The sequence below is a fragment of the Flagellimonas marina genome, from assembly GCF_042651185.1.
Taxonomy (GTDB): Bacteria; Bacteroidota; Bacteroidia; order Flavobacteriales; family Flavobacteriaceae; genus Flagellimonas; species Flagellimonas marina.
Genome location: NZ_JBHSCL010000004.1, coordinates 1297495 through 1322114, shown reverse-complemented (window position 1 = coordinate 1322114; position 24620 = coordinate 1297495). Strand labels below are relative to the sequence as shown.

Sequence of the window (24620 nt, the reverse complement as noted above, 5' to 3'; positions counted from 1 at the left end):
ACTTTTTATCCATGACTTTCCTTAATTCTTTATCAAAAACATGGATCTTCTGTTGCTCTGGTGCTCTTCTTTTGAACAATCAACGCCATTGGCACATTTGTTGATCAATTGCGATTCTCCATATCCTTTGGCAGATAGCCTACTGGATTCCACGCCTTTATTGATTAACCATTGCATGGTAGATTTTGCCCGCCTTTCAGAAAGTTTTTGGTTATAGTGGTCATTCCCTCTAGAATCAGTGTGGGATTCAATATGGATTTTTAACTGTGGGTAATTTTTCATGGCCTGCAGAATTTTGGCCAGTTCCACTTCAGCATCTGGTCTGATGTTGTGCTTGTCAAAATCAAAATAAATGGGTTGTAAGGCAAGTCTGCATCCCAAATCATCCACAGGGCAGTCTGGGGGTGTCAATTCCAAATGAACCTCCACAATTTGTGATCCGTTGGGTGTTACCAACATTTCTTCAGTAGGTTCATACTCATTTTCATCAAATGTAGCTCTTACGGAGTGTGATTCTCCACAATTCGCCATGCCATCAAAGCTGTAAGAACCGTCCACTTTGGTAGTAGTTTGGGCAACTACATTGTTGTTTTCATCCAGTAGGGTGACTTGGGCACCTGATAAGGGCGCATCGGTTTTTGCATCGGTAACGATTCCTTTAATGATGATGTTGCAGTTTTCGGTCACCAAGTAAATGTCATCGGATATACTACCTTCTATACCTTCGCGGTTAGAGGAGAGGTACCCAAGCTTTTCTTTATTGATGATAAACCCAAAATCATCTTGATTGGAATTTATGGGACTTTTTAGATTGGTAACCTGTTGATATTTCCCATTTGTATCCAGGGAAACCACAAAAATATCCAACCCGCCCAGTCCGGGATGACCATCGCTGGAAAAATAAAGGTCATTAGTATCGCTTATGTAGGGGAAGGATTCCCGTTCTTGGGTGTTGATTTTTGACCCAACATTGACCGGGGCACTGTAATTCCCGTTTGGCAGGATGTCTACGTACCAAATATCCGATCTACCCAAAGTTCCCTCCCTGTCTGAAGAAAAGTACAGTCGTTTTTCATCTGGTGACAATGCAGGATGGGCTGTGGAATGGGAATCATTGTTAAAGGGCAATTCTTCAACGTTGTTCCACGACCCATTTTCATTCTTGACCGCTTTGTAAATTTTTAGGCTTACCAATCTATCTTTGGTTCTTTTTTTCTTTCCATTGATATAATTGTTGCGGGTAAAATATATGGTACTTCCGTCTTTGGTAAATACGGCAGATGACTCATGGTAGGGTGTATTTACATCTCCGTTCAATGGCAAAGGATCCTGTAGCCGACCATCCTGTCCAATATTTGCTTCGTAGAGGTCTAAATAGGGGAGACCATTCCAGTCATGAATTTTGCTTCCTTCGGGATTTATGGAAGAAGAGGCATAAACAAGTTTATCTCCATAAAAAGAAGGACCAAAATCTGAACTGGACAATCCGTTTGTAATGTTGATGACCTGCCAGCTTTTTTGTTCTGAATTTTTAAGGCTCTCTATAGATAAAAAGTTTTGGGCAATGGTGGCTTGGTTGGATGATGCCCTATAGTTTTCCATCATTTTATTGGCCTCTTCATATTCCCCAGTACTTTTTAAAACTTGGGAAGCACGGTAATAGTACTCCGGTTCAACTTGGTTTGGGAATTGTTCCACCAATTTTTTGTACCATTTTGCCGCTTCTCCATATTCGCTGTTGAAATAATAGGTGTCCCCCAATTTTTTGAATACTTGTGCGGATTCGTATCCATCTTTCACTACATCCAAATAGATCTTTCGAGCGTCGATATAGGAAAAGTTGTCGAACTCTTGGTTGGCTTTGTTGATTTTGATTTCCTGGCCCCTCAGTACAACGGTAACGGAAAGCGCCAATAGTGTTTTTATGAGTATTCTTGATTTCATGTGTGCTGTTTTAAAAAAATCGGGGAGTCATCATTCTATCGGACCTATTGAAAATGTCGAACCGTAAAAAGACCTCGTAAGATCCATCACTGTAATTTTCTATTGCAGTGGATTGATAGTCATAGGCGACTCCTGCAAAAATGGAATTTGAAATTTGGAATCCTGCCAAGGCACTCACAGAAGCACTCCATCGGTATGAAGCACCCAACGTAAATTTTTCATGAATCAAAAAATTGGCTGATATGTCCCATTGAAGCGGAGCCCCACTTACCATTTTCACCAAGGATGCCGGCTTAAATTTTAGATTTTCATTGAGGTCAAAAACATATCCCGTAATAAAAAAGTAGTGTAGCCTTTCTATGGCAATACTTCCGGGGTCTGAGTTGTTCAATGTACTTTCATCATAGTGTTTGGAGTTCAAAAAATTGGGAACGGAGAAACCTGCGTAGAATTTATTGGTATTGTAATAGATTCCGGCACCTACCTGCGGTTGAAGTCTGTTGTCCACATTATTTTGAAAAAAGGGGTCGTTGGCATTAAAAATGGACAGTCGAGAATAATCCACATCCAGCACATCAACACCGGCTTTTAGTCCAAACGAAAGCTTGTTGAATGATTTTAAGAGTAGGGAATAGGAAAAATCCACCACAATATTGGACTCCGTTGCGGGACCTATTTGATCGTGCACAATGGATAAACCAAGGCCCATATTGTCATAAAGTCCGATCGGGGAATTCACGGTAAAGGTTCCCGTGGTAGGGGAGCCCTCTAGGTTCACCCATTGGGTACGACCCAGCACGCCAATGCTCAATGCTTCACGTGAACCGGCGTAGGCAGGGTTTACCACTTGGGTGTTGTACATATATTGGGTGTATTGGGGGTCTTGTTGTGCGAAAGTCTGGTAGGTCACTGCCAACAGTAGGGTCGCCACAAGCCATGGGAATATTGTTTTATTTAGTTTCATTTGTTTTTCTTTTGGATTGTATGAATTACCGTTTGGCATTAATCTCTGTTGATATATAGATATCCTGAATAGCTGTTTTGGCCTGGGTTTTCTCCGGAGAAGGTCAGCACATAGAAGTAGGTTCCACTAGGAAGTTCCTTATCGGAGGCAATGGTGGCCCGGCCATCGGAAATACCCCGGAAGAGATTATTTCCTTGACCATATTCATCGATTTCATAGACCAGAACGCCCCATCGGTTAAATATTTGCAATGTGTTGAGGGGGTAATTATTGATACCTTCAATGTGGAAATAGTCGTTAAGGCCATCCCCATTTGGGGTGATTCCGTTGAATATCTCAAAATTTGCATTGCTAGAACCAACACAGGCTTCTGCTACGGATAGTATAGTAAAGTCATCTTCGGAATAGCTGTTGTCGTCTGAGAGATCTGAAACACTGTTTTGAGAACCCACTTGAATGGCGGTTACTTCGGCCTGATTTTGAACCTGTGTGGCGTCAATATCGGCTTGGGTAATCCCATAAACCACTTCGTAGATCCATTCTTCATCCAGATTTAGGAATCCATCATTGTTGGCATCTCCAGCGTTGGGTTCAGTTAAAGTAATACCCAACAAATCATCTTGTAAACTCACGGATTCCAAGTTTACATTGCCCAAATTGGATACCGTAAACGTATAGCTAATGGAGTCATCACAGCCATTGTTATTGCTATCAACCAATATTCCTTGTTTAATAAGCCCGATACTTGGAGTAGGAATACAAGCTCCATCCAAATCGGTTACGGTAGGGTCATTTTCTGCATAGCTATTGTCGTCGGATAAATCATTGAATTGAAGATTTACCAGACTGGCATTCACAGCGGCTTGGTTTATAACTTCCCCGGCATCAATGTCTGCTTGGGTGATACCATATTCCGCGGAATACACCCATTCTTCATTTGGGGAAAGAATTCCGTCATTGTTGTCATCACCAGATTCTGGACCTTGAATATTACCTAATCCCAAACCATTGTCTCGAAGTGTAACCTGATTTAGATTCACTGGGCCTTGATTTATAATTGTAAAGCTGTACGCTATCACGTTGGAGCAATCCGAATCATTATTGATGAGCATACCCATTTTTATAAGGCCGAGAGGACCATTGTGTTCATCGCAGGTTCCACTTACATCAATCACCGTAATATCGTCTTCTGCATAACTATCGTCATCAGAAAGATCCTGCACTTGTAGATTCAGCAGGGTTCCAGAAACATCTGCTTGATTCAGCACTTGGCCGACGTCAATATCTGATTGTTGAATGTCATAATATCTGATATAACTCCACACTTCTCCTGGATCTAGGATTCCATCATCGTTATCATCACCAGATTCTGGGCCGGTAATTTCACCGCCGAACAACGGGTCGTTTAATATGACCTGCTCAATAGGTAAAGGGCCATTGTTGATAAGGCTAAAATCATATTGTATGTGATCATCGCATCCATCTGCATCAAAATCCAGTAGCGTTCCTTGTTTGATAAGCCCAATTGGGCTACCGTAATCATCACACTCATCTCCATTCAATACTGTAACTGTAAAGTCATCAAGGTCAGGTTGTGAAAAATGGGAGAAATCGCTTACATCGCTGCCGTTGAATGTTGCCGCAAATATTTGCGCAATGTTCTGTACTTGACCATTGTCGATATCGGCTTGGGTCAAATCATAAAGTGCGGTATACGTCCATTGTTCGTCCAAGGATAAAATACCATCAACGTTTACATCACCCGAAATCAGTATTATTTCTTCACCAAGAAGTGAATCTTGAATACTGATGTTGATCAAGGCAACATTACCAAGATTGAATGCTGTAAATGTATATTGGATATGGTCGTTGCAGCCATCATTATCGATATCAATGAGAGTACCTGTTTTTACAAGTCCAATCTCAGGTTCTTGGCAGAGTGAAATATCCACAACGGTTTCATCATCCTCCAAATAGCTGTCATTGTCGGATAAATCTTCCAGTTGTATGGATGAACCTTCAATATTAGCCGTTACGGTAGCTTGATTTATAACTTCACCAATGTTAAGGTCATCTTGGGTGAAGGTATATTCAGCGGTAAAGCGCCATTCTTCATCTGGTTCAAGAAGTCCATTGTCATTTACATCATTAAATGGACCATGAATGATACTCTCCAAATCGGGTATCAAAGGATCGGTAATCACAATATTTTCAAGGACTTCTGGCACCATGCCTTTGCTGGCCACCAAGAAATCATATAATATGGTTACACATACAGACCCTTCTTCCACACCATGAAAGGTTGTACCGGTTTTAATCATAGCAATGTTAGGCTGGCACAAGGAAAGATCTGTGACGGTGTCTCCGTCCTGTAAAATACTTTCGGGATGGGAATTATCGGATAACTCAGTTGTTGTACCTTCCATAAAAGCGGTTACAGTGGCTTGGTTTCTCACTTCACCATTACTTATGTCCTCAGGAATAATATCATAGGTCGCTAGATAGACCCATGCTTCACTGGGATCAAGGAGATTATTGTTGTTGGTGTCACCATCTGGACCTGTTATCACCATGTCTAGATTTGGTATGAGTGGATCTTCAATTTGGATGTTTTCCAAAGTAGGGGGATTGAAACCTTCGCTGGTAACCACAAAAGTGTACACAATGGCATCGCATCCAGCATTACCTTGTTCAGGATCTCCTTCACCGCTAACACCTATTCCCGTCTTAACCAAGGCAACATTGGGTTGACATAGGGTAAGGTCAATGATGGTTGGATCATTTCCTGAAATATCTTCATTATCAGAAATATCGTTGACACTTACACTGGGCTGCCCCAAAAGGTTGGCAGTTACGTTGGCGTTTCCTACGATTTGTGTATTGTCAACATCTGACTGTGTAATTATATATGTAGCAGTGAAAATCCAGGTTTCATCCAAATCAAGAAAGCCATTGTTGTTTCCATCTCCAGAAATTGGCCCCGGAATTGGATTTGGACCGAATAATGGATTGTCAACAACTTCAATATTTTCTAAAACCTCGCCATTGGTACTTTGGTTGGTCACTGTATAGGTAAACTCAATATAACTACATCCTTCTTCATTGTCCATATCATCATAGGTTAACCCGGTTTTTATGAGTGCAATCCCAGGAGCATAAGCCATTGAGGCTCTTGCCATCTTCGTATTCTCTATGCTGTTGAAAGATTCAATATGATATAATTTAGAATTGCTATTGAAATTTAACCCAAAGGCATCATTTGATCTGGTTAGCAGAGCGGCAAGGCAAAATCCCAAAAGGAACCCCTTCCGCCAAATGGTTTTGGAAATGGAAAGAATCATAACGTAAGTATTGGTTATGCCTGTTGTTGCAATTAGATCCTAAAATCTAACAAGGGATACTCTTAAAAATCCAATGCAACAAATTATTGGCACCGCGATGTTATGACCATATTTGGTTTTACAAGGGGATCAATTTGTAAATGGGGGTGTAGGCTTGATAAAAAAGGGGTTTGAATTGACGAATTTTTTTGAAGTTTGGACAGAAAGTCTCTGGGCTATCGAAGTTTGTGCTGTAGTTTGTGTACAGATATGCTTTTGAAGAAAGTTGCAGAAGCGGTTTATATCTTCTCTTTCAGGTATTTGGCAGTATGGGACCGACTACTTTTTACAACTTCCTCTGGAGTGCCCTCTGCCACCAAATGTCCACCATTTTCACCACCTTCTGGACCTAAATCGATTATATGGTCAGCACATTTAATGAGCTCAATATTGTGCTCGATAACGATTACGGAGTGTCCTTTAGCAATCAACTCATCAAAGGATTTGAGGAGTTTTTTAATGTCGTGAAAATGTAGACCGGTAGTGGGTTCATCAAAGATGAACAAGGCTTTTTCCTTGGTGTTGCCCTTTACCAAAAAGGAGGCGAGTTTAATCCGCTGCGCCTCACCGCCGGAAAGGGTAGAGGAGGACTGTCCCAAAGTAACATAGCCCAGACCTACATCCTGCAAGGGCTGCAATTTGCCCACAATCTTATCTTGGTTATGTATTTTAAAATGATTGATGGCATCATCAATGGTCATATTAAGGATATCATCAATGTTCTTGCCTTCAAACTGCACTTCCAAGATGTCTTTTTTGAAGCGTTTACCGTTACAGGCATCACATTCCAAATGTACATCGGCCATGAACTGCATTTCCACCGTAATTTCGCCTTCGCCTTTGCATTTCTCACAGCGACCACCATCCACATTAAAGGAGAAGTGCTTGGCTTGGTACCCGCGTAGCTTACTCAATTTTTGGGAAGCAAACAGACTTCGGATGTCGTCATAGGCTTTAATATAGGTGACAGGGTTGGAACGGGAGGAACGCCCAATGGGATTTTGGTCCACAAACTCCACATGCTTTATGTGGGCATATTTACCTTCCATTGCACTGAACTGCCCCGCTTTTTCACCATAGCCGCCCACTTCCTTTAATATGGTAGGATAAAGGATTTTCTTCACCAGCGTACTTTTTCCACTTCCTGATACGCCAGTGACCACCGTTAACATATTGAGTGGAAAAGTGACATCAATATTTTTTAGATTGTTTTCACGTGCGCCTTTAATCTGAATGTAGTGTTTGGAATTTCTTCGCTCAGCCGGTACTTTTATTTCTTTTGAACCATTGAGATAATCCGCTGTTAAGGAATTTGACTTTAAAACCGCATCTAAACTTCCGGTGGCAACTACTTCGCCGCCCAAGGTTCCTGCTTCGGGACCAATATCGATGACTTCGTCGGCAGCTTTCATGATATCCTCATCATGTTCCACTACGATTACGGTGTTGCCCAAATCCCGAAGAGACTTTAGGACTTCAATCAGGTTTTCAGTGTCTTTTGGGTGGAGGCCGATGCTGGGTTCATCTAAAATATACATGGAGCCCACCAAACTGCTTCCTAATGAAGTGGCCAAGTTGATACGCTGACTTTCCCCGCCAGAAAGGGTATTCGATTTTCGGTTAAGGGTGAGATAGCTCAACCCGACTTTATCTAAAAAATCCAAACGAGTTGTGATTTCAGTAATCAATCGTTTGGCTATGGTAGTATCGTGTTCCGAAAGATGAAGCTGCTCAAAAAAGGGAATTAGCTTCTTTATGGGGAGTTCTATCAAATCCGAAATGGATGTGCCACCCACTTTTACATAATTGGCCTCTTTACGGAGTCGTTTTCCCTTGCAGACTGTACATCTAGTTTTACCACGATAGCGGGAAAGCATCACCCTGTTCTGAATTTTATAACTCTTTTCTTCGAGCTGCTCAAAGAATTTATGGATGCCTATAAAATGTTCGTTGCCGTCCCAGACCAGCTGTTTTTGTGCTTCGGATAACTCGAACCAAGGTTTGTGAATTGGGAAATCAAACTTGTAGGCGGAGTTCACCAATTGATCCCGATACCATCCCATACTTTCACCTCGCCATGGAAAAACGGCATTTTCATAAACAGATAAAGCTGTGTTTGGAATCACCAAATCCTCATCAATACCAATGACATCACCATAGCCCTCACATTTGGGGCAAGCGCCGTAGGGATTGTTAAAACTGAAAAGATGCACATTGGGTTCCAAAAATTTCATTCCGTCCAACTCAAACTGATTGCTGAACACCTTGGTTTCGCCATTTTCCAAGTTCTCGATGCCGCACTGACCTTTTCCTTCAAAAAAGGCATTGTCCACCGCATTGGCCAATCGGTTATAGAAATCCTCATCATCCTTAACAATGACCCGATCTACGACCAAATCAAATTCTCGTCCAATATCTTCAGGAGCTTGATCTATACGAAGGACTTCACCCTTATATTTAATACGCGCATAGCCTTGTTTGGAAAAAAGTTGCAACGATTTTATGGGATCACGCTCTTCCTTAATTATAATAGGAGCCAACAAAAGGAGTTTTGTTCCTTCAGCAAGGGGCTTTATATAATTAATGACATCAGTTACGGTATGCTTTTTTACTTCTTTGCCAGAAATGGGGGAGATGGTCTTTCCGATACGGGCGTACAATAATTTTAAGTAGTCATAAATTTCGGTAGTGGTTCCAACAGTAGATCTTGGGTTTGTGGAATTCACTTTTTGCTCTATGGCAATGGCTGGTGCTATACCTTTTATATAGTCTACCTTGGGCTTGTCCAATTTCCCTAAAAACTGACGGGCATAGGAGGAAAGACTCTCCACATACCTGCGTTGGCCTTCGGCATAGAGGGTATCAAACGCCAAACTGGATTTACCGGAACCAGACAATCCAGTGATTACCACCAATTTGTTTCGTGGAATAACAACATCTATATTTTTAAGGTTATGGAGTTTGGCACCTTTTATGATGATATTCTGCTTGGGGTCTACGTTGGTAATCGCTGCCATTTGTTAAAATTAGGGCCTCAAAGATACGATACAGGACACTTAATACGTATATTGCACCAGTTAACATATAAAAAACAGCAAATCACAACATAGTTTTTAGGTCGCCTACCTAAATTTCTATATTTGAGTTGTAATTAAAAAACTGATAGGCCTATACAGAAATAATTACTTTTTTAAAATTTCAACTAAATACCTAAAGTCTTTCTTGGAAAGGAAAGACCGTGATATTAACCAAAAAAAAGTAATTTGTATGGAACTACAGATTAATGACTCGATTCTAGTTAAAAACTACATTGCTGGTGATGAAAAGGCTCTAGAAGTTCTCATCAACAGGCACAACCAACGAATTTCCAGCTTTATTTATTCCAAAGTTTTGGACAGGGATGTTGCCGAAGACATCTTCCAGGATACCTTTATTAAGGTAATTAAGACCTTGAAAAAAGGTTCTTATAGCGAAGAAGGTAAATTTTTGCCATGGGTAATGCGTATTGCGCACAACCTTATTATTGATCACTTTAGAAAGAACAAGCGCATGCCTAAGTTCGAAGGAAGTGATGACTTCAATATCTTCTCCGTGATAAAGGATGATAAGCTAAATGCTGAAAAACAAATCATCAAAGATCAGATTGACAGCGATCTTACTTTATTGATTGATGAATTGCCCGAAGACCAAAGAGAAGTTTTGATCATGCGTATCTACAAGGATATGAGTTTCAAGGAAATATCCGAAAACACAGGGGTTAGCATCAATACGGCTCTGGGAAGAATGCGGTATGCACTGATTAACCTTAGAAAAATCGTTGATCGTAAGAATATCGTTTTGACGAATTAATTTAACACTTTGTCGAAACCAACAATATTTCAATTCTAGCGGCGTTATCTATTTGAAACATTAATGCTAGAATATGGAAAATATTTACTCTGAAGAACAAAAAGCCGTTAAATCGGTAAAAGCTAGCCAAGAAACTATTAATTTCTTACTTAGCTATTCAAAATCGATTCATGTAGTCAACTACAAAAAGCATCCATTTGAAGTAACTTTGAACTAAGTTGCTGTAAAACAGATGCAAAAAGAGCCGCAATTAGCGGCTCTTTTTGTTTTTATAATATTCGTTAATGACGGATTTTCGCCCAATGGTCTTCGTGATGATATCTTTTTCCAAGTTCCAGCCTCTAGCTGGGCAATATTCCCTTCCATACCAGATAATTTGTAAATGAAGTCGGTTCCAACTTTCCTCAGGGAATAAACGCTTCGCATCCCTCTCCGTTTGCACCACATTTTTTCCATTACTGAATCCCCAACGGTACATGAGCCTATGAATATGTGTATCCACTGGAAAGGCGGGTATACCAAAGGCTTGGGAAACCACCACACTAGCCGTTTTGTGGCCAACAGCCGGCAACTCTTCGAGTAGTTCAATACTTCTCGGAACTTTACCATTATATTTTTCAATCAATATTTGGGAAAGACCATGAATTCCTTTGGATTTCATAGGAGATAGCCCAACAGGTTTTATGATTTCCCGTATTTCATCCACCGAAAGTTTAACCATGTCATACGGATTATCGGCCTCGGCAAAAAGGATAGGAGTGATTTGATTGACCCGAACATCCGTGCTTTGGGCAGATAGCAGCACGGCAATCAGCAATGTATAGGGGTCTTTATGGTCTAAAGGGATGGGAATGGTTGGATAAATTTCATCCAATGTCCTAATAACAAAGTCAACTTTTTCTTGTTTAGTCATTTTTGTTTAGCTTTGAATAAAAATAATTAAACAATAAAATAGAGACTGTACGCATATGAATATGTTAAAAGTAGGGGATAAAGTACCTGAATTTTCTGCAAAAGACCAAAATGGCAACACAATTAATCTGAGCGATTACAAAGGAAAAAAGCTGGTTGTGTTTTTTTATCCACGCGCCAATACACCCGGTTGCACCGCTGAAGCTTGTAACTTACGGGATAACTACAAAGCCTTACAAGACGCTAGATATGAAATTTTGGGAGTGAGCGCGGATTCAGAAAAGAAGCAAGCCAATTTCAAGAAAAAATATGATTTTCCCTTTCCTCTTTTGGCCGATGAAGACCACACAGTTCTAGAAATTTTTGGGGTATGGGGACCAAAAAAGTTCATGGGAAGGGAGTTTGATGGTATCCACCGAACCACTTTCTTGATCAATGGTGATGGAGTTGTGGAACGAGTCATAGAGAAAGTGAAGACCAAGGACCACGCAGCACAGATATTGGATTAAGAAAAAAGGCGGTCTAAAAAGACAATTTGCGTCAACCTAAACCAAGTTCAGGTTCCCATAGTTAATCCTGTATTACTGGAATGAGATTCTGAAATACCTTGCCTGCCGGCAGGCAGGAATTCAGAATGACGCTTTTTTTTAAAATTTTTAGACCACCACTTTTCTGCTAAGGCTACCTTTAAAGGCAGACAAGCATAGTCTAGTTTATTATTTAAATAATTACCTAGTTGGAGATTTCTCACGTTCCCTAGCTCCCTCGAATACTCGGGACAGGGGTTCGAAATGACACCATCATTAAAAAAGGACTAAATGTCATTTCGAAATGATCAATATAGTTGCGATTGAGAAATCCAATTGTCACATCGAGCGCAGTCGAGATGTCTTAAAAATGGCTTTCGACTGCGCTCAAACTGACATTTACGCCTCTTCTTTCTCAGGAAGCACTTTTCGGGTAAAGAGCTGTTTCTCTTTGATCATTTCAGCGATACCTTCTGGTAACTCTTCTTCCCAACCATCTTCGCCATTGATGATTTTTTTGAGGACATCCCTGGAGAAAATATGCATGATGTCTGGATCATAGTCGATAATGTCCATCACTTTTCCATTGTACTTAAAGAATTTGTACAATTCTTTCATCCGTGGATGCACCTTAATATTGTTGCTGGTCATAATCTGACCGGTCTCTGGATCCTTCATAGGATACAGGTATACTTTTAAATCTTTAAAGAACAATTTCCCAAAGGCTTCCAAGATACCTCCGCTCAAATGGCGATAATATTTCTCGTCAAAAACATCCACAAGATTGTTCACACCCATGGTCAAGCCAATTTTGGACTTGGTGTAATTGTTGAAATATTCCACCAGCTTGTAATATTCCTGAAATTTGGATATCAACACCGTATGTCCCATGGAACAGAGCAATTCTGCACGATCCATAAAATCATGTTCATCGATTTCCCCAGATACTTTTAAGTTGGAAAGGGTTATTTCAAAAACCACAATCGTATTTTCATATTCCACTGTTTGTTCCCGAACAAAAATGTCATACGATTTTTTGAACATGTCCATGTTCACTTTGGTCACCGGTCTAAAACTTCCCCGTAAAGCCAAAATGTTTTTCTTATAAAGGACCGCAGCTGGCAAGAGGTTGTTTCCATCCGGACCGAACATGACCGCATCGGTCATATCATTCTTGATCAACTGCAAGCTCATCAAGCGGTTATCCACTTCCTTAAAGTTGGGCCCCGTAAAATTGACCATATCAATTTCCAAAGTGTCCTTATCTATATGATCGTATAAATACTTTAGTAATTTTCTGGGTTTATGAAACTTAAAATAAGCCCCATACATAAGATTTACACCCAAAATACCCAAGGTTTCCTGTTGTAACCGGGCTTCATTTTGTTTAAAACGAATATGCAGGACAATCTCATCGTACTCCTTTTGGTCTGGATCCAATTGAAAACGGATTCCCACCCAACCATGACCTTTGTAGCGTTTTGAAAAATCTATCGTGGCCACCGTGTTCGCGTAGGTAAAGAACAAATAGTTTGGATTGCTTTCTCGACTGATTCGCTCTTCCACCAATTTCATTTCGTGGTCCAGCATTTTTTTCAAACGGGATTGGGTCACATACCGCCCATCCTCTTCAATACCATAAATGGCATCACTAAAGGATTTATCATAAGCACTCATCGCTTTTGCAATAGTGCCCGAAGCACCACCTGCCCTAAAAAAATGCCGGGCTGTTTCCTGTCCGGCCCCAATCTCGGCAAACGTTCCGTAGATATTCGGATTCAAATTTATTCTAAGGGTCTTTGCCTTAATGGAAGGGATGTTTTCAAAAGCATTCTCTTTGCTTGGTACGGTAGGCATATCCGAGAGTTTTGTGATAAACAAAGTTACACTCTTCATTCAATCTATTAAATAAATAAGTTATAATTTTGATTTTAATGGATGATAAGATGACCATTACCTTTTTGGGCACGGGAACCTCCCAGGGCATACCTGTTATCGGAAGCGATCATCCAGTTTGTCTCAGCAAGGACCCTAAGGATAAAAGATTGCGGGTCTCCGTCTTGGTTTCATGGAAAAATTTTAACTACGTAATTGATTGCGGCCCTGACTTTAGACAGCAAATGTTGACGAATCCCATAGAAAAGCTGGATGGAATTTTGTTCACCCACGAACATGCCGATCATACCGCAGGTATTGATGATATTCGACCTTTTTTCTTCCGCCAGGGCGATATTCCCATTTATGCCCATGAACGTGTAATTACCTCTTTAAAAAGACGTTTTGATTATATTTTTGCCGGCGAAAACCGATATCCCGGTGCACCGGCGGTCCAGGTAGTACAGGTAAAGAAGGATACGCCCATTGCATTGGGAGATTTGGAAGTGGTTCCCATTGAAGCCTACCACAATCGCTTGCAGGTATTTGGCTATCGGTTTGGGGAATTTGTATACCTGACCGATGTAAAGCGGGTGGAGGAGGACCAAATCAAAAAAATGAAGGGAGCTAAGGTACTGGTGGTCAATGCGCTTCGGAAAGAGCCCCACCACTCCCATTTTAATTTGGAGGAAGCCATTGCACTTGCGCAGGAGGTTGGGGCTGAAAAAACCTATTTCACCCATATTAGCCACATCATGGGATTTCATGAAGAAGTGGAAAAAGAATTGCCCAAAAACATACATTTGGCATATGATAACCTACAATTGAAGATTTAAAACGACATGAAGAACAAAATTTTCCTTTATCTATTTGTGTTTGCCGCTTTGGTGGCTTTGTACCAATTTATCAGCACAAACAATATGCAAAAAGCCATGACTGCTGATGTTGAAGGTCTAAAGAACGAAGTGGAACAGCTGCAAGATTCCGTTCAAAAGAGTCAGCTTAAAATTTTGGACATGCAGTATTTTACTTTGGAAAACAATGATGATGCCTTGGCCTATTACGATCATCTCAACTTGGAGAATCCATCGCGCTATATTGAGGATAAACTTTTGGAAACCAATGAACCATCGGGAGATAATCCTTTGATTCCCTACGAAGGAATGGAAAGTGATTTTAAAATCAATAAGATTAAGGTGTTGAACCACAAATGGATTCTTGCTGATTTTTCGGATGGAAAATTTTGGGGCGATTTGATCATCAAGTACGAACTCAAGGACGACTTGAGTATTGATTTTACCTTACTGGACCACTTGCTCTACGCCCGAAGCAATTAGCAATTTCCCATTTTTGTCATTCTGAACGAAGTGAAGAATCTCATTTTCTGAGAAAGGGTCAATGGATTCTTCAAGTACTAAACGTACTTTCAGAATGACAGTATGCTACTTTTTAGTATTCCTGCAATTCAAATATGCTCCACCAACCACTTTCGGAAGGAGTAAAGGTTTTGTTGTATTGAAACAATAAAAGTCTTCATCAATTGAAATCCCGCATCCATCAATTGTATCTGGATTTTAGCCTTAAAAAATCCGAACTTCACTCCTTTCTGCCTACAGGCAGGGACCTGTGCTGAACTCGTTTCAGTATCGGTCGATATAATTCATTTAAAAACGAATCATATCTAGAACGTTAGCAAACATTTAAAACAAACGATGAGCATATTTAAAAAACTATTTGGAGATGAAGAATTAAAAGATGAACCTCAAATCGACTATTTAAAATTCATTAAAGTAGAAAAATCCGATTTTGACAATTTTCAGGATTTGGTAGAGCAAAATGCTGGACTTTCATTTGAAAAGCAAATGATTTTTGGTGATGTTATTGGTTCAAGTGCTTGGAAATTGGATATGGGAAAAGGAAATATTTCTTTTGGAAACCTAGAATTTCCAATACAAATAATTGGTTCACTTGCTTTTGACAACAATTCTTGGATGTGGGGATGGGCTAATACTCAAAGTGGAATACCCGAAAATTTACTTAAACAATCCAACCAATTAAAGCAAATTGGCGAAAATAAGAATATTCAAGAATTAGTTGACGGGCACTATAATGTTGAAGAAGGCTTTGAACATAAAATTGGAATGTTGGCTTGCGGGTTGTTTAAAGCCAAAAGTTACTATTGCGCAAATTATGGGCAAGGAACACTTGTTGTGACTATTGACGACAATAACATACCAGAAATTGACAAAAATAGACTTGAAAAAGTAATGACAAATTTTCCTCAATTAATTTGCGGAATAGATTTGAACCATAAAAACGCATTCCAAAACTATTTAATCGACCGTGATTTTGAATTATGTATTTCCAAGAACAAAATTGAAGGATTAAAAAATAATAAAATTGTGGTAGCGGAATTTGATGAGTTGAACAGATTAAAATCCTTAAATGGAAAAATATAAAAAACGTTTGCTAACAATGTATTATAAGCCATAACGGAGTAAGTGCTTCGTCAATGGCTTTTTCGTACATTTAAGGTCTCTGCTAAACCGAAAAGTTCGCGTATTTTAACTCGTAACTGAGGGTTATACGAGACCGATAAGTGACTCAACAAAAAAAGCGTTTTAAACCCTTTCCACCAACCATTTCCGAAACGAATAGAAATTTTGCTGGGAGACACCATGCCCAATGGGAAATTCCTCATAGGTAAAGTCAATCTTCAATTTTTGTAGAAAATCAGGTATTTTTTGGGCCCATTCCAAAGGAATCACTTGGTCTACCTGCCCGTGTGAGGCGTAGATATGGAGTTTAGTATGGTCTTTTTTGGAATAATCTTCCCGTAAAATCCGTTCGTTGATGTACCCGCTCAACGCTACCACATTCTTCACTTTTTCAGGAAAAGAGAGGGCAACCGCGTAACTCAAAATGGTGCCCTGACTGAATCCTAGTAGTGTAATGTTTTCTTCATCCAAATCAAAAGCTGAAATAGCCTCATCCATAAAAGTCACAATTTTGTCTCGGGATTCCTTGGCCTGTTCGTCATCGCTCCATTTGCCATACTCCGCATCAAAATTTATGGCATACCAGGCATGCCCAAAAGGGTCTAAATCATACGGCGCTCGAACGGAAATCACCTCCAATTCCTCTGGAAGTTCAGAAGCAAAGGAAAAAAGATCTTCTTCGTTACTGCCATACCCATGAAACATAAAAAGGGCAGGTTTTTTTCCTGATGTAAGCGTGGATGGACGCAGTAGGTATTCCAAGGAGAGTGGGGTTGGGGACATTTTAAAATTTTAGGAAATAAAGGTAAACCATTTTTGAAAATAAGACCCTAGCACGGGCAAGGGTTGGGTCTTTTCATTCAACGCCTGTAAAAAACCATAACCCCAAAGCACCAAATAGAAAAGATACAAGGGGATGGACAGATAAACAATGCCCATAAAGGTCAATGCAATCGCCAAGACATGAAACACCAAATGGATGCCAAAGGCCTGACGTATGTGAAACCGTGCAAAGGCATTTTTGGGTTCCAAGTTCATGGTAATGGCAATCAAACAGCCCACTATGGTGATGTAGGCTACTATGGCTGTGGTTTTTCCGGGATTGGGCTTGCTCAAAATATTAAATTGATGTTTTGTCGTTATTGATTACTCCGTACACCTTGCCTTTAAGTTGCGTTCCCAAAAACATGCTGTTTTTTGAGGTGGACAGAATATCTTCCACACCAAAGGTGCTTTCTCCATCTGGGTTGAACAGGGTTAAACAGGCTTTTTCGCCCTCTTTCAGGATAGGGGTTTCCAGCCCAAATCGATTACGGCCTTTGGTCAACAGCGATACTGTTTCTTCTATACCAAAAATGCTGTTGAGACTTCCAAAGGCTGATTCCAGACCAAGGGAGCCATCGATGGCATTGTCAAACTCCACCCGTTTTCCTTCCACATCAATAGGAATGTGGTCACTGGTGACAAAATCGATTGTGCCGTCTTTTACCCCTTTGATCAATGCTTTTACATCGGGTTTGGTTCGCAGGGGAGGAGAAACCTTGAAATTGGTGTCAAAATCCTCCAACGATGCATCGGTAAAGACCAAGTTGTGGACGGCAACACTGCAGCTCACATCCAATCCCTTTTTCTTGGCATTGGCGATGAGTTTTACGGATTCCGCCGTTGATATGGTGGGGATGTGCAATTTTCCGCCGGTGTATTCAAGAATAAATAAATCGCGAGCAATTTGAAGCTCTTCCGCCAACGCAGGGATTCCCTTGAGTCCCAATCGGGTTGACACCTCGCCTTCATGCACAATGCCCTTACCCTTAATTTGGCTGTCTTGTGGATGAGAGAACACCAATCCTTCAAAATTTTGGGCGTAGAGCAGAGCTATTTTTAAAAGATTGGGATTTGTAATCTGTTGTTTAAAATCATAATAGCCCACGGCACCGGCGTTTTTCATATCGAACAACTCGGCTAAATCAACACCTTCCGCATTTTTGGTCAGTGTTCCCAGAGGATATAGATTGGTGGGCTTACCAAGACTGCGTTCTTTCAAAAACACCACATCAGAGCTGGTATCGGGCACGGGATAGGTGTTGGGGTAGAGGACAATATCCGTAAATCCGCTTTTACTGGCCACGTGAAGTCCGTTGGCAATAGTTTCCCGTTCTTCATGGCCGGGTTCACCAAAACTCACACCACTATCAAACCAACCGAGTGAAACATGAAGGTTTTTAAGGGAGACTTCTTTCGTATTTGGAGGTGTATCAATGGAAGTGGCAATCTTTTCAATAATCCCCTTTTTAATAAGGATGTCCCGCTTTTTCAAGTGCAGCTCCTTGTTGTCTGGGCACACAATTTTTGCAGACTTCAGCAGAATGTTCATGTAATGAATTTTTGGATGATTACCTCGGTCAACGCCAAAAGCAACGCTAAAATAACAAACCATTTCCAATAAGCGGTAATATTGCTTTCCGTCTCCAAGTATTCAAAAAGTGAGGCAATGGAATCTTGCGTACTGGAGTTTGGTATACTTTCAACATCCAAATAGTTGAGCTTGCTCTCGGCTCTGGGGTAATTAAAACTTATATTTTGCAATGCCTGTCCCTCTTGGTTGATGGTATAAATACCATCTGAGGTTGGGTCCTCATCAAAGGTCAATCGCACCCTGTTGGGGTAGGTCTGTTGCAACGGAATAAAATCGTAATCCGATTTGGATACATTTAAAATTTCATCACTGCCCAGATTTGTTGAAATATCTACCGTGCTGATTTCCCCTAACGTGTGGTAAATATCCGAAATCTGAAGACTGAAAGTAGCCATATTATAAAATGTGGGCACAATTAAAGGTGAGTTTTTAAAGTTGGAATTACCGGTTTCCAGCGAGGCGGCAAACACATAGAACCCATCATTTCCTACTAAAAAGGCATCATTGCCCTCCAGAGCCAAGATTTTGGGCATTCGCGATTGTACCTTAAAATATTCCTTTACCGTTGGGTATTGAAAATTGGTCACTTCCTTTTCAAATACATTCTGATAGAGGGGGTGGTTGAAGGAAATGGAGGTAACTTTGGTGTTATTGGCCACCTTTTCAGTGAATTGAATGGGTGAAAAAGCGGACAAAAATGAATTGTACGAAGTAATATCGCTTTCATTTGAAGGAACCACAATCAAAGTGCCGCCATTATCCATGAAGGTTCTGAGTACGTTTTGCAAACTATTGGGAATGGATGGAAGATGGTCCAGAACCACCACATTTTGTTCATCCAAAGCACTATAATCTAACTGATTCAAAGGAAACTTCTGGAATTCAAATTCGGTGTCGGGATACAATCGTTCCAAATAATCATTTTCTGAAGCACTGATGGCCAGCACCTTTATTTTTTCACGTTCATTGATGTTGAAATAGAACCGATTATCATAGCTCAAACCGTTTTCGGTAATGCTCAATCTTCCATTGATTTTTTGGTTTCCCGGAATGGAAAAGACCACTTCAGCAATACCATTAGAATTGAATTTAGCTGCGGATTTTGCAATGAGCGTATCCGTGTTGAACAACGAAATGGGCAGATTCTGCTCCTCAGAACCCCCCGAAAGTAAAACAGTCAGTCTGGGTTGTTCCGATACTTCATCTTCAAGATAAATGGAATCAATGGCCACATTTTGGGCTTCTCTAGGTTGAACAGGAACCAGAAAAGTGTTCAGTAATGAATCTGTGGGGGAATTGTTCGTGGCAATGCGCTGCTGGAAATCTGAAATGAGAATCAAATTCTTGACACTGCTATTCGATTTTGAGAATAAGGTTGCCGCCTTCAATCTAATTTCTTCAAGATTCAACTGTTTATGGGAATAGGGCAATGACAGCAGTATATTTTGGATATCCTTTATAGTAACATTGGTATAGGTGCTTTCATTGGTGAACAGGCTAAACACGGTTTCTCCATCAATATTCCTTATAAGTTCCTGCACGGCCTTTTCCAGCAATGACAATCCATTGGTTTTGGCCTGCATACTGAATGAATCGTCCAGGTACACGACAGCTTCTTTCTCTTTTAGCGCTGTCTCGGTGGATGAAAACGGTTGGGCGAATGCAATGATGATGGCAGCCAATAGTAGCAATCGTGTCAATAGCAGCAACCACTTTTTTAAATTGTTGCTTTTTCGGGATTCAGAGACCACTTTTTGTAGCATGGCCACATTGGTAAAGGGTGTCTTTTTATATCGCCGTAATTGAAAAAGATGAATGAGGATAGGAATGACAAGTAGTGCGAGGGCCCAAAGAATTTCCGGATGTTTAAACTGCATTCCCAACTTTGATTGAACAAATATAGGGATTAAAATAGTGCAGGCTGATAATTTTCGCTGTTAAGGGAGTCGTAAATTTGGTTAATGGTTAATGGTTAATGGTTAATGGTTAATGGTTAATGGTGAAAGGTGATGGATGAATTATGATGGGTAAAGGGCGCTCAGCAAAAAAAGAAATAATCGTGCATGGGTTGCTGGCTTAATTGATCAAAATAGGCCCTGATTTCTTTTTGGGCATCTTCATTGGCTACGGTTACAATGCTTTGCGGATTGTCTAAATTATCCAATGCTTTAAAATGAACGAGTGACTTGCCATAAATTTTCTTTCCAATTTTATTGGGGTTGTCGCACAGCCACGTAAAATTAATTTCCTGTTTTTTGAGATTTTTAGCAATGGTTTTTCCCTTGAAACCTGCGCCCCAAACGACCAAAGGGCGACTTTTATCGTAATCCAACTTCAGAAAATAATGGAGCTTGATGTCTAAAAAATAATTCTGGGCGTAGTGTTCATGGGTGCGGGAGGTTCTAGTATCATAATCGCGCCAAAGGTGCAGAACTTCATCACAGGGAATGATTTTTAATCCGTTTTCATAAAACCGGAAAGTAAGGTCATAATCCTCCGGATATCTGTCAGGAGTAAACCCTCCGCAAGCTTCAAAATCTTTGCGATACGCCATCCAACAAGGGGAAGGGATGACACATTCCTTGTAAATTTCATTATAGTTTTCACCCTTGGCAGTCAATTGGTTTAACCAAGTTTCATAGCGTTCGTATCCATTACTGATACCACGGTCAGAGAAATATTTGACTTGCCCCACAACCACATGGCCTGTTCCGGATTTCAATAGACAGTTCACCATGAACTCCAGTCGATTTGGTTTCATGATGTCATCAGAGTCCATTCGGGTGACAAATTCTCCGCTGCTTTGCCCGTAAGCTGTTCGTAACGCGGGAATGATTCCTTGACCTTTATTGTTGAAGACTTGTATGCGCTCATCCTTGTCCGCATAGGTGCGCAAAACCTCAAAACTGGCATCGTTGGAATGGTCATTTATGGCAAGAATTTCCCAATTTTGGTAGGTTTGATTCAGGATGGAATCCAAACATTCGGGAAGAAAATGTGCGGTATTCTTAAAGGGAATACAAATACTTACCTTGGGATTTTGCATACTGCAAAGAAACTAAATCCCAAGGCAAATACCTGATTCTAATTAAAAGGCAGTTTATCGGGTGCTATATATGCTGACCTAGCTCCATCACTGGAAAAAATATTCAATTCATAATGTTGATTTAATATTTCTTTAAAAGCAGTCTTCAAGTTGGGAAACTCCTCAATAAAATCAGCAAAGGTGTTTGATTTTGATTTCTTGATAAAATGGTGGACCACCTTTACAGCCGCAACCGTTATTGTGGTATGGAATTTATCCCCTTTACCATGGATTGCATCAAAATGCTTGATGCTGGAGCATGATTTTTCAATGGCTATTTGCTCCCCATGGTTTTGGATGTATATCCATGCCAATCTTAGATGCGCTTCATGATTGAAAAGCTTAGGTTCTAAACTTCCTCGTTCAAAAGCTTCAACAAATTCTGAATCACTGAACTGTGAATGATGGGTACGATTTTTACCGTACCACAGATTTGGATTGGTACAGGACATAGTTTTGGGATTTTAAGCTTTGTCCTTGTTGATGTCTTTAAAGGTCAGCATATCCCAGACCCGTTTTGATGCACCATTGTAAAATCCGGTTTCATGCGAGTATCCTTTTGGATTATTGAAGGTTCCAAAGATGATATCAAAAAGGGAAATATCCGAATAGTTATAGGCATGGATTCCTTTTGCATGGTGAATGGTATGGGCTTCGGGTCGCTGAACAATGTACCCTATCCATCTAGGTGTGCTTATATTGGCATGCTGAAAGATGGCCAAAAATGTCGTGATCAGAATAAATAGAGTAGCGGCTTCTGGTGTAAACCCAGCCACGACCACCAAACAAAGACTTCCCAACAAGGTAAATCCAATCATATCCATGGGACTGAAATAAAAAGCACCATAACTGTCCATACGCTCTGCACTGTGGTGCATTTGGTGGAATATTTTCCAAAGGGTATCACTTTTATGCATGGAATAATGCCACACATACAGTCCAAATTCATAAATCATGATGGCCACAAAGGCGCCCCATCCCGCTCCAAGAGCAGTTAAATCAAAAATTTGATAATCCACCAAATACGTATCCCATATTAAAGGGAAATAAGTGGACAGATAAAAAAACACCGCAAAGGAGGCCATCCCTCTCAGTTTCCAGTTCTTTACTTTTGGCAATTCTCGAGCAGGAAAAAGGGCCTCCCAGAGCATCAATACACCGTACATGCCCAATACAATCAAGGAGATAGGGTCTATGAGTACCTCCCATGGATTCGGCAAACTTTTAATAATCTCAAGCATTTGTATAATTTTTATATTGTTTGTTCCCCCTAAAGGCAAAAGTTTTAGCCTTACATTGTAAGGAAAGTGCTTTACGGATTATAAAGTCCAGTCATGGGGGGTCTCTGGCTCGTAGCTGCAGCAGGTTCCCGTTTTGATTGAATTGGTCAAATGCTTGGCCAGTTGGGGATGTACTTTTTCAATTTTTTTGATGGAACTTCGAATACGCCAAGTTACCGCAGCACGTGCCTTTTCAACTGAGGACCCCGTTTTTCTTATTTTGTTGGATAATCCGGTTACTTGTGAGAGATGTTCCACCAAGGTCTCATATTCTTCTTTAAGCTCATCCGCTTTTTGATAAAGTCCCATTTCCTCCGCATCAGAGATATCAACCTTCAACGACCGAAGTTTGCTTTTGTATTCTTTTAAGGCTTGGTCGTCAATCATGGAGGTTCCACCGGTTTCCAATACCACGCCCATTAATACGGCACAATGGAATTGTTCTTCGGGCTGTTCCAGCAACTTGGCAATATCTTGTAGTCCTTTGGAATCTTTTAGAGTAGCTGAATGATTTAAATAATTGAGTTCCCAAACCTCACCATTCTTGATAAAGCTACCATTGGACACGGACTTTGATTTTGTAGATTTTTCTGAGATAGTTTTGGGAGAATCCCCAACAATGAACTTCCAAAAGGGTTCGATGTTACTATCCACCTTATATGGATTCACCACTTTTTGCCAATCAACAGCTTCTTGGTTGGTAGGTTCTTTTCCCTCATTGATGTTCCTTTTGAAGAGTTCCAGATATTTTTTCCAGTACACATTCATTTTATCGTAATCCGAAAGGTGATAGTACGCCGCGGCCAAAAATGAAGTGAAATCTGTCCAAATGGCTATATGGGCAACTTTTTCGCCCAACGCAATGGCCTTTTTGTAATCCCCTTTTTCAAAATACACCAACATGCCAATGGGCAAATAGGCTTCAGGATGCAACGGATTGAGGTTACGTGCCTTGTTGTATAATTCTTCGGCTTCTTGTAAATGTCCAAGCCAGACGAAACAGTTGGATATTAAAATGAGATTATCCGCATCATTGGGATTCATCCTGAGTGACTTTCTTAAAAGGTGCTCAGACTTTTCATAGTCTCCCAGATATAGAAAGGTTCGCCCAAGTACAGCGAGAGAGATATAATCATTCTCATCTAAATCAATGGCCTTAAGTGCATAATCGTGCGCTCCTTTTTGGCTGACTTCCCATCGGTCCCACAATTGGCAACTCCACTCATTGAAATAGGAAAGGGATATCCCCGTGTAGGCCCTTGCGAACTGTGGGTCTATTTTTAAGGCAGTCTCAAAATAGTTCCGCGCAACCAAATCACTCTCCACCGTACCTTTTTTCAATTCTTTAAGGCCCAACAACCAATTTTCATAGGCGGCAAGCTCAACTGATTCTTTTTTATAGGAATAGGAGAGAAGGTCATGTTCTATTTGTTGCTGTAAAACGCTCACCATTTGTTGGGTAATGGTATCCTGCGCATTTAGGACCGTTTCTGAAGCTTCATCATGGTTTCCTGCAAAAACCACTCTGTTATCTTTGGTCCTTATGAGTTGAACCCCGATTCTATAGCCTTTTTCAATGGGCCTAAAACTTCCTGTGATAAGGTAATCGGCTCCTAATTTTGATATGGATTCTGTATCAGAAATATCGGAAATACCCAATGTGGAATATTGCGAAATGACCGATAAGCCGTTAAATTTGGAAAAATTAATGATTAAATCCTCTGCTAGCCCTTTCATTACAGGGCTCATAGAACTTTCTGCCCCAATAACCTGAAAGGGCAGTACAGCAATTGTAGTCTCCTTATTACCAACCAGTTCCACCTAAAATACAATTGAAAGCCAAATATACAAAAGATCATCTTTGGTGAACAGGTACTTGCTTCTGGATGT

General features: G+C 40.5%; 19 protein-coding genes. 5 read left to right on the top strand and 14 right to left on the bottom strand.

Annotated elements, in window-relative coordinates; all coding sequences use genetic code 11:
* Window positions 1-21: 21 nt before the first annotated feature.
* From ACFOWS_RS09565 to uvrA, 4 genes are all read right to left on the bottom strand, one after another.
* A complete protein-coding gene (locus tag ACFOWS_RS09565; RefSeq protein WP_379763904.1) occupies window positions 22-1944 on the bottom strand; it encodes an OmpA family protein in 1923 nt (640 codons plus the stop codon).
* Window positions 1945-1954: 10 nt separating this feature from the next.
* Window positions 1955-2908, bottom strand: coding sequence for a PorP/SprF family type IX secretion system membrane protein (locus tag ACFOWS_RS09560; protein WP_379763902.1), 954 nt, complete (start codon window positions 2906-2908; stop codon window positions 1955-1957).
* Window positions 2909-2946: 38 nt separating this feature from the next.
* Window positions 2947-6087 (bottom strand): gliding motility-associated C-terminal domain-containing protein, encoded by a 3141-nt coding sequence (locus ACFOWS_RS09555; RefSeq protein ID WP_379763900.1) that lies wholly within the window; start codon window positions 6085-6087, stop codon window positions 2947-2949.
* A gap of 440 nt (window positions 6088-6527) precedes the next feature.
* On the bottom strand, window positions 6528-9305 hold the full coding sequence (gene uvrA / locus ACFOWS_RS09550) for an excinuclease ABC subunit UvrA (RefSeq protein WP_379763898.1): 2778 nt from the start codon (window positions 9303-9305) through the stop codon (window positions 6528-6530).
* A 250-nt stretch (window positions 9306-9555) separates the two neighbouring features.
* Between uvrA and ACFOWS_RS09545 the strand changes: the two genes are divergently transcribed.
* Window positions 9556-10137 carry an RNA polymerase sigma factor gene (locus tag ACFOWS_RS09545; RefSeq protein ID WP_366588883.1) on the top strand — a complete coding sequence of 194 codons (582 nt, stop codon included), beginning with the start codon at window positions 9556-9558 and terminating at the stop codon, window positions 10135-10137.
* A gap of 250 nt (window positions 10138-10387) precedes the next feature.
* Here the strand turns inward: ACFOWS_RS09545 and ACFOWS_RS09540 are convergent, their stop codons facing one another.
* Window positions 10388-11050, bottom strand: coding sequence for an endonuclease III domain-containing protein (locus ACFOWS_RS09540; protein ID WP_379763896.1), 663 nt, complete (start codon window positions 11048-11050; stop codon window positions 10388-10390).
* A 55-nt stretch (window positions 11051-11105) separates the two neighbouring features.
* Between ACFOWS_RS09540 and bcp the strand changes: the two genes are divergently transcribed.
* Complete coding sequence (bcp, locus tag ACFOWS_RS09535; RefSeq protein ID WP_379763893.1) at window positions 11106-11558, top strand: thioredoxin-dependent thiol peroxidase; 453 nt, start codon at window positions 11106-11108, stop codon at window positions 11556-11558.
* Between the two features lie 417 nt (window positions 11559-11975).
* Here the strand turns inward: bcp and ACFOWS_RS09530 are convergent, their stop codons facing one another.
* Complete coding sequence (locus ACFOWS_RS09530) at window positions 11976-13433, bottom strand: TonB-dependent receptor (RefSeq protein ID WP_366588890.1); 1458 nt, start codon at window positions 13431-13433, stop codon at window positions 11976-11978.
* Between the two features lie 77 nt (window positions 13434-13510).
* Between ACFOWS_RS09530 and ACFOWS_RS09525 the strand changes: the two genes are divergently transcribed.
* The 3 genes from ACFOWS_RS09525 to ACFOWS_RS09515 all read left to right on the top strand — a co-directional run bounded on the left by ACFOWS_RS09525 (window position 13511) and on the right by ACFOWS_RS09515 (window position 15910).
* A complete protein-coding gene (locus ACFOWS_RS09525; RefSeq protein WP_379763891.1) occupies window positions 13511-14287 on the top strand; it encodes an MBL fold metallo-hydrolase in 777 nt (258 codons plus the stop codon).
* A 6-nt stretch (window positions 14288-14293) separates the two neighbouring features.
* Window positions 14294-14788 carry a hydrolase gene (locus tag ACFOWS_RS09520; protein WP_379763889.1) on the top strand — a complete coding sequence of 165 codons (495 nt, stop codon included), beginning with the start codon at window positions 14294-14296 and terminating at the stop codon, window positions 14786-14788.
* Window positions 14789-15163: 375 nt separating this feature from the next.
* The gene (locus ACFOWS_RS09515) at window positions 15164-15910 is read left to right on the top strand and encodes a DUF6882 domain-containing protein (RefSeq protein WP_379763887.1); all 747 of its coding nucleotides are present in this window, start codon (window positions 15164-15166) and stop codon (window positions 15908-15910) included.
* 162 nt (window positions 15911-16072) lie between these two features.
* Here ACFOWS_RS09515 and ACFOWS_RS09510 read toward each other — a convergent pair whose 3' ends face one another.
* The 8 genes from ACFOWS_RS09510 to ACFOWS_RS09475 all read right to left on the bottom strand — a co-directional run bounded on the left by ACFOWS_RS09510 (window position 16073) and on the right by ACFOWS_RS09475 (window position 24551).
* On the bottom strand, window positions 16073-16732 hold the full coding sequence (locus ACFOWS_RS09510; RefSeq protein ID WP_379763884.1) for an alpha/beta hydrolase: 660 nt from the start codon (window positions 16730-16732) through the stop codon (window positions 16073-16075).
* Between the two features lie 9 nt (window positions 16733-16741).
* On the bottom strand, window positions 16742-17065 hold the full coding sequence (locus ACFOWS_RS09505) for a hypothetical protein (RefSeq protein WP_366588902.1): 324 nt from the start codon (window positions 17063-17065) through the stop codon (window positions 16742-16744).
* Between the two features lie 4 nt (window positions 17066-17069).
* Complete coding sequence (locus tag ACFOWS_RS09500) at window positions 17070-18323, bottom strand: dihydroorotase (protein ID WP_379763882.1); 1254 nt, start codon at window positions 18321-18323, stop codon at window positions 17070-17072.
* Entirely contained in the window at window positions 18320-20242 is a 1923-nt protein-coding gene (locus ACFOWS_RS09495; protein ID WP_379763880.1) for a BatA domain-containing protein, read from the bottom strand. Before ACFOWS_RS09495 ends, ACFOWS_RS09500 begins: the two co-directional genes overlap by 4 nt.
* A gap of 161 nt (window positions 20243-20403) precedes the next feature.
* Window positions 20404-21411, bottom strand: coding sequence for a glycosyltransferase family 2 protein (locus ACFOWS_RS09490; RefSeq protein WP_379763878.1), 1008 nt, complete (start codon window positions 21409-21411; stop codon window positions 20404-20406).
* Window positions 21412-21449: 38 nt separating this feature from the next.
* Window positions 21450-21902, bottom strand: coding sequence for a hypothetical protein (locus ACFOWS_RS09485; protein ID WP_379763876.1), 453 nt, complete (start codon window positions 21900-21902; stop codon window positions 21450-21452).
* A 12-nt stretch (window positions 21903-21914) separates the two neighbouring features.
* Window positions 21915-22691 (bottom strand): sterol desaturase family protein, encoded by a 777-nt coding sequence (locus ACFOWS_RS09480; protein ID WP_379763874.1) that lies wholly within the window; start codon window positions 22689-22691, stop codon window positions 21915-21917.
* Window positions 22692-22769: 78 nt separating this feature from the next.
* Complete coding sequence (locus ACFOWS_RS09475) at window positions 22770-24551, bottom strand: tetratricopeptide repeat protein (protein ID WP_379763872.1); 1782 nt, start codon at window positions 24549-24551, stop codon at window positions 22770-22772.
* Between the last annotated feature and the right edge of the window lie 69 nt (window positions 24552-24620).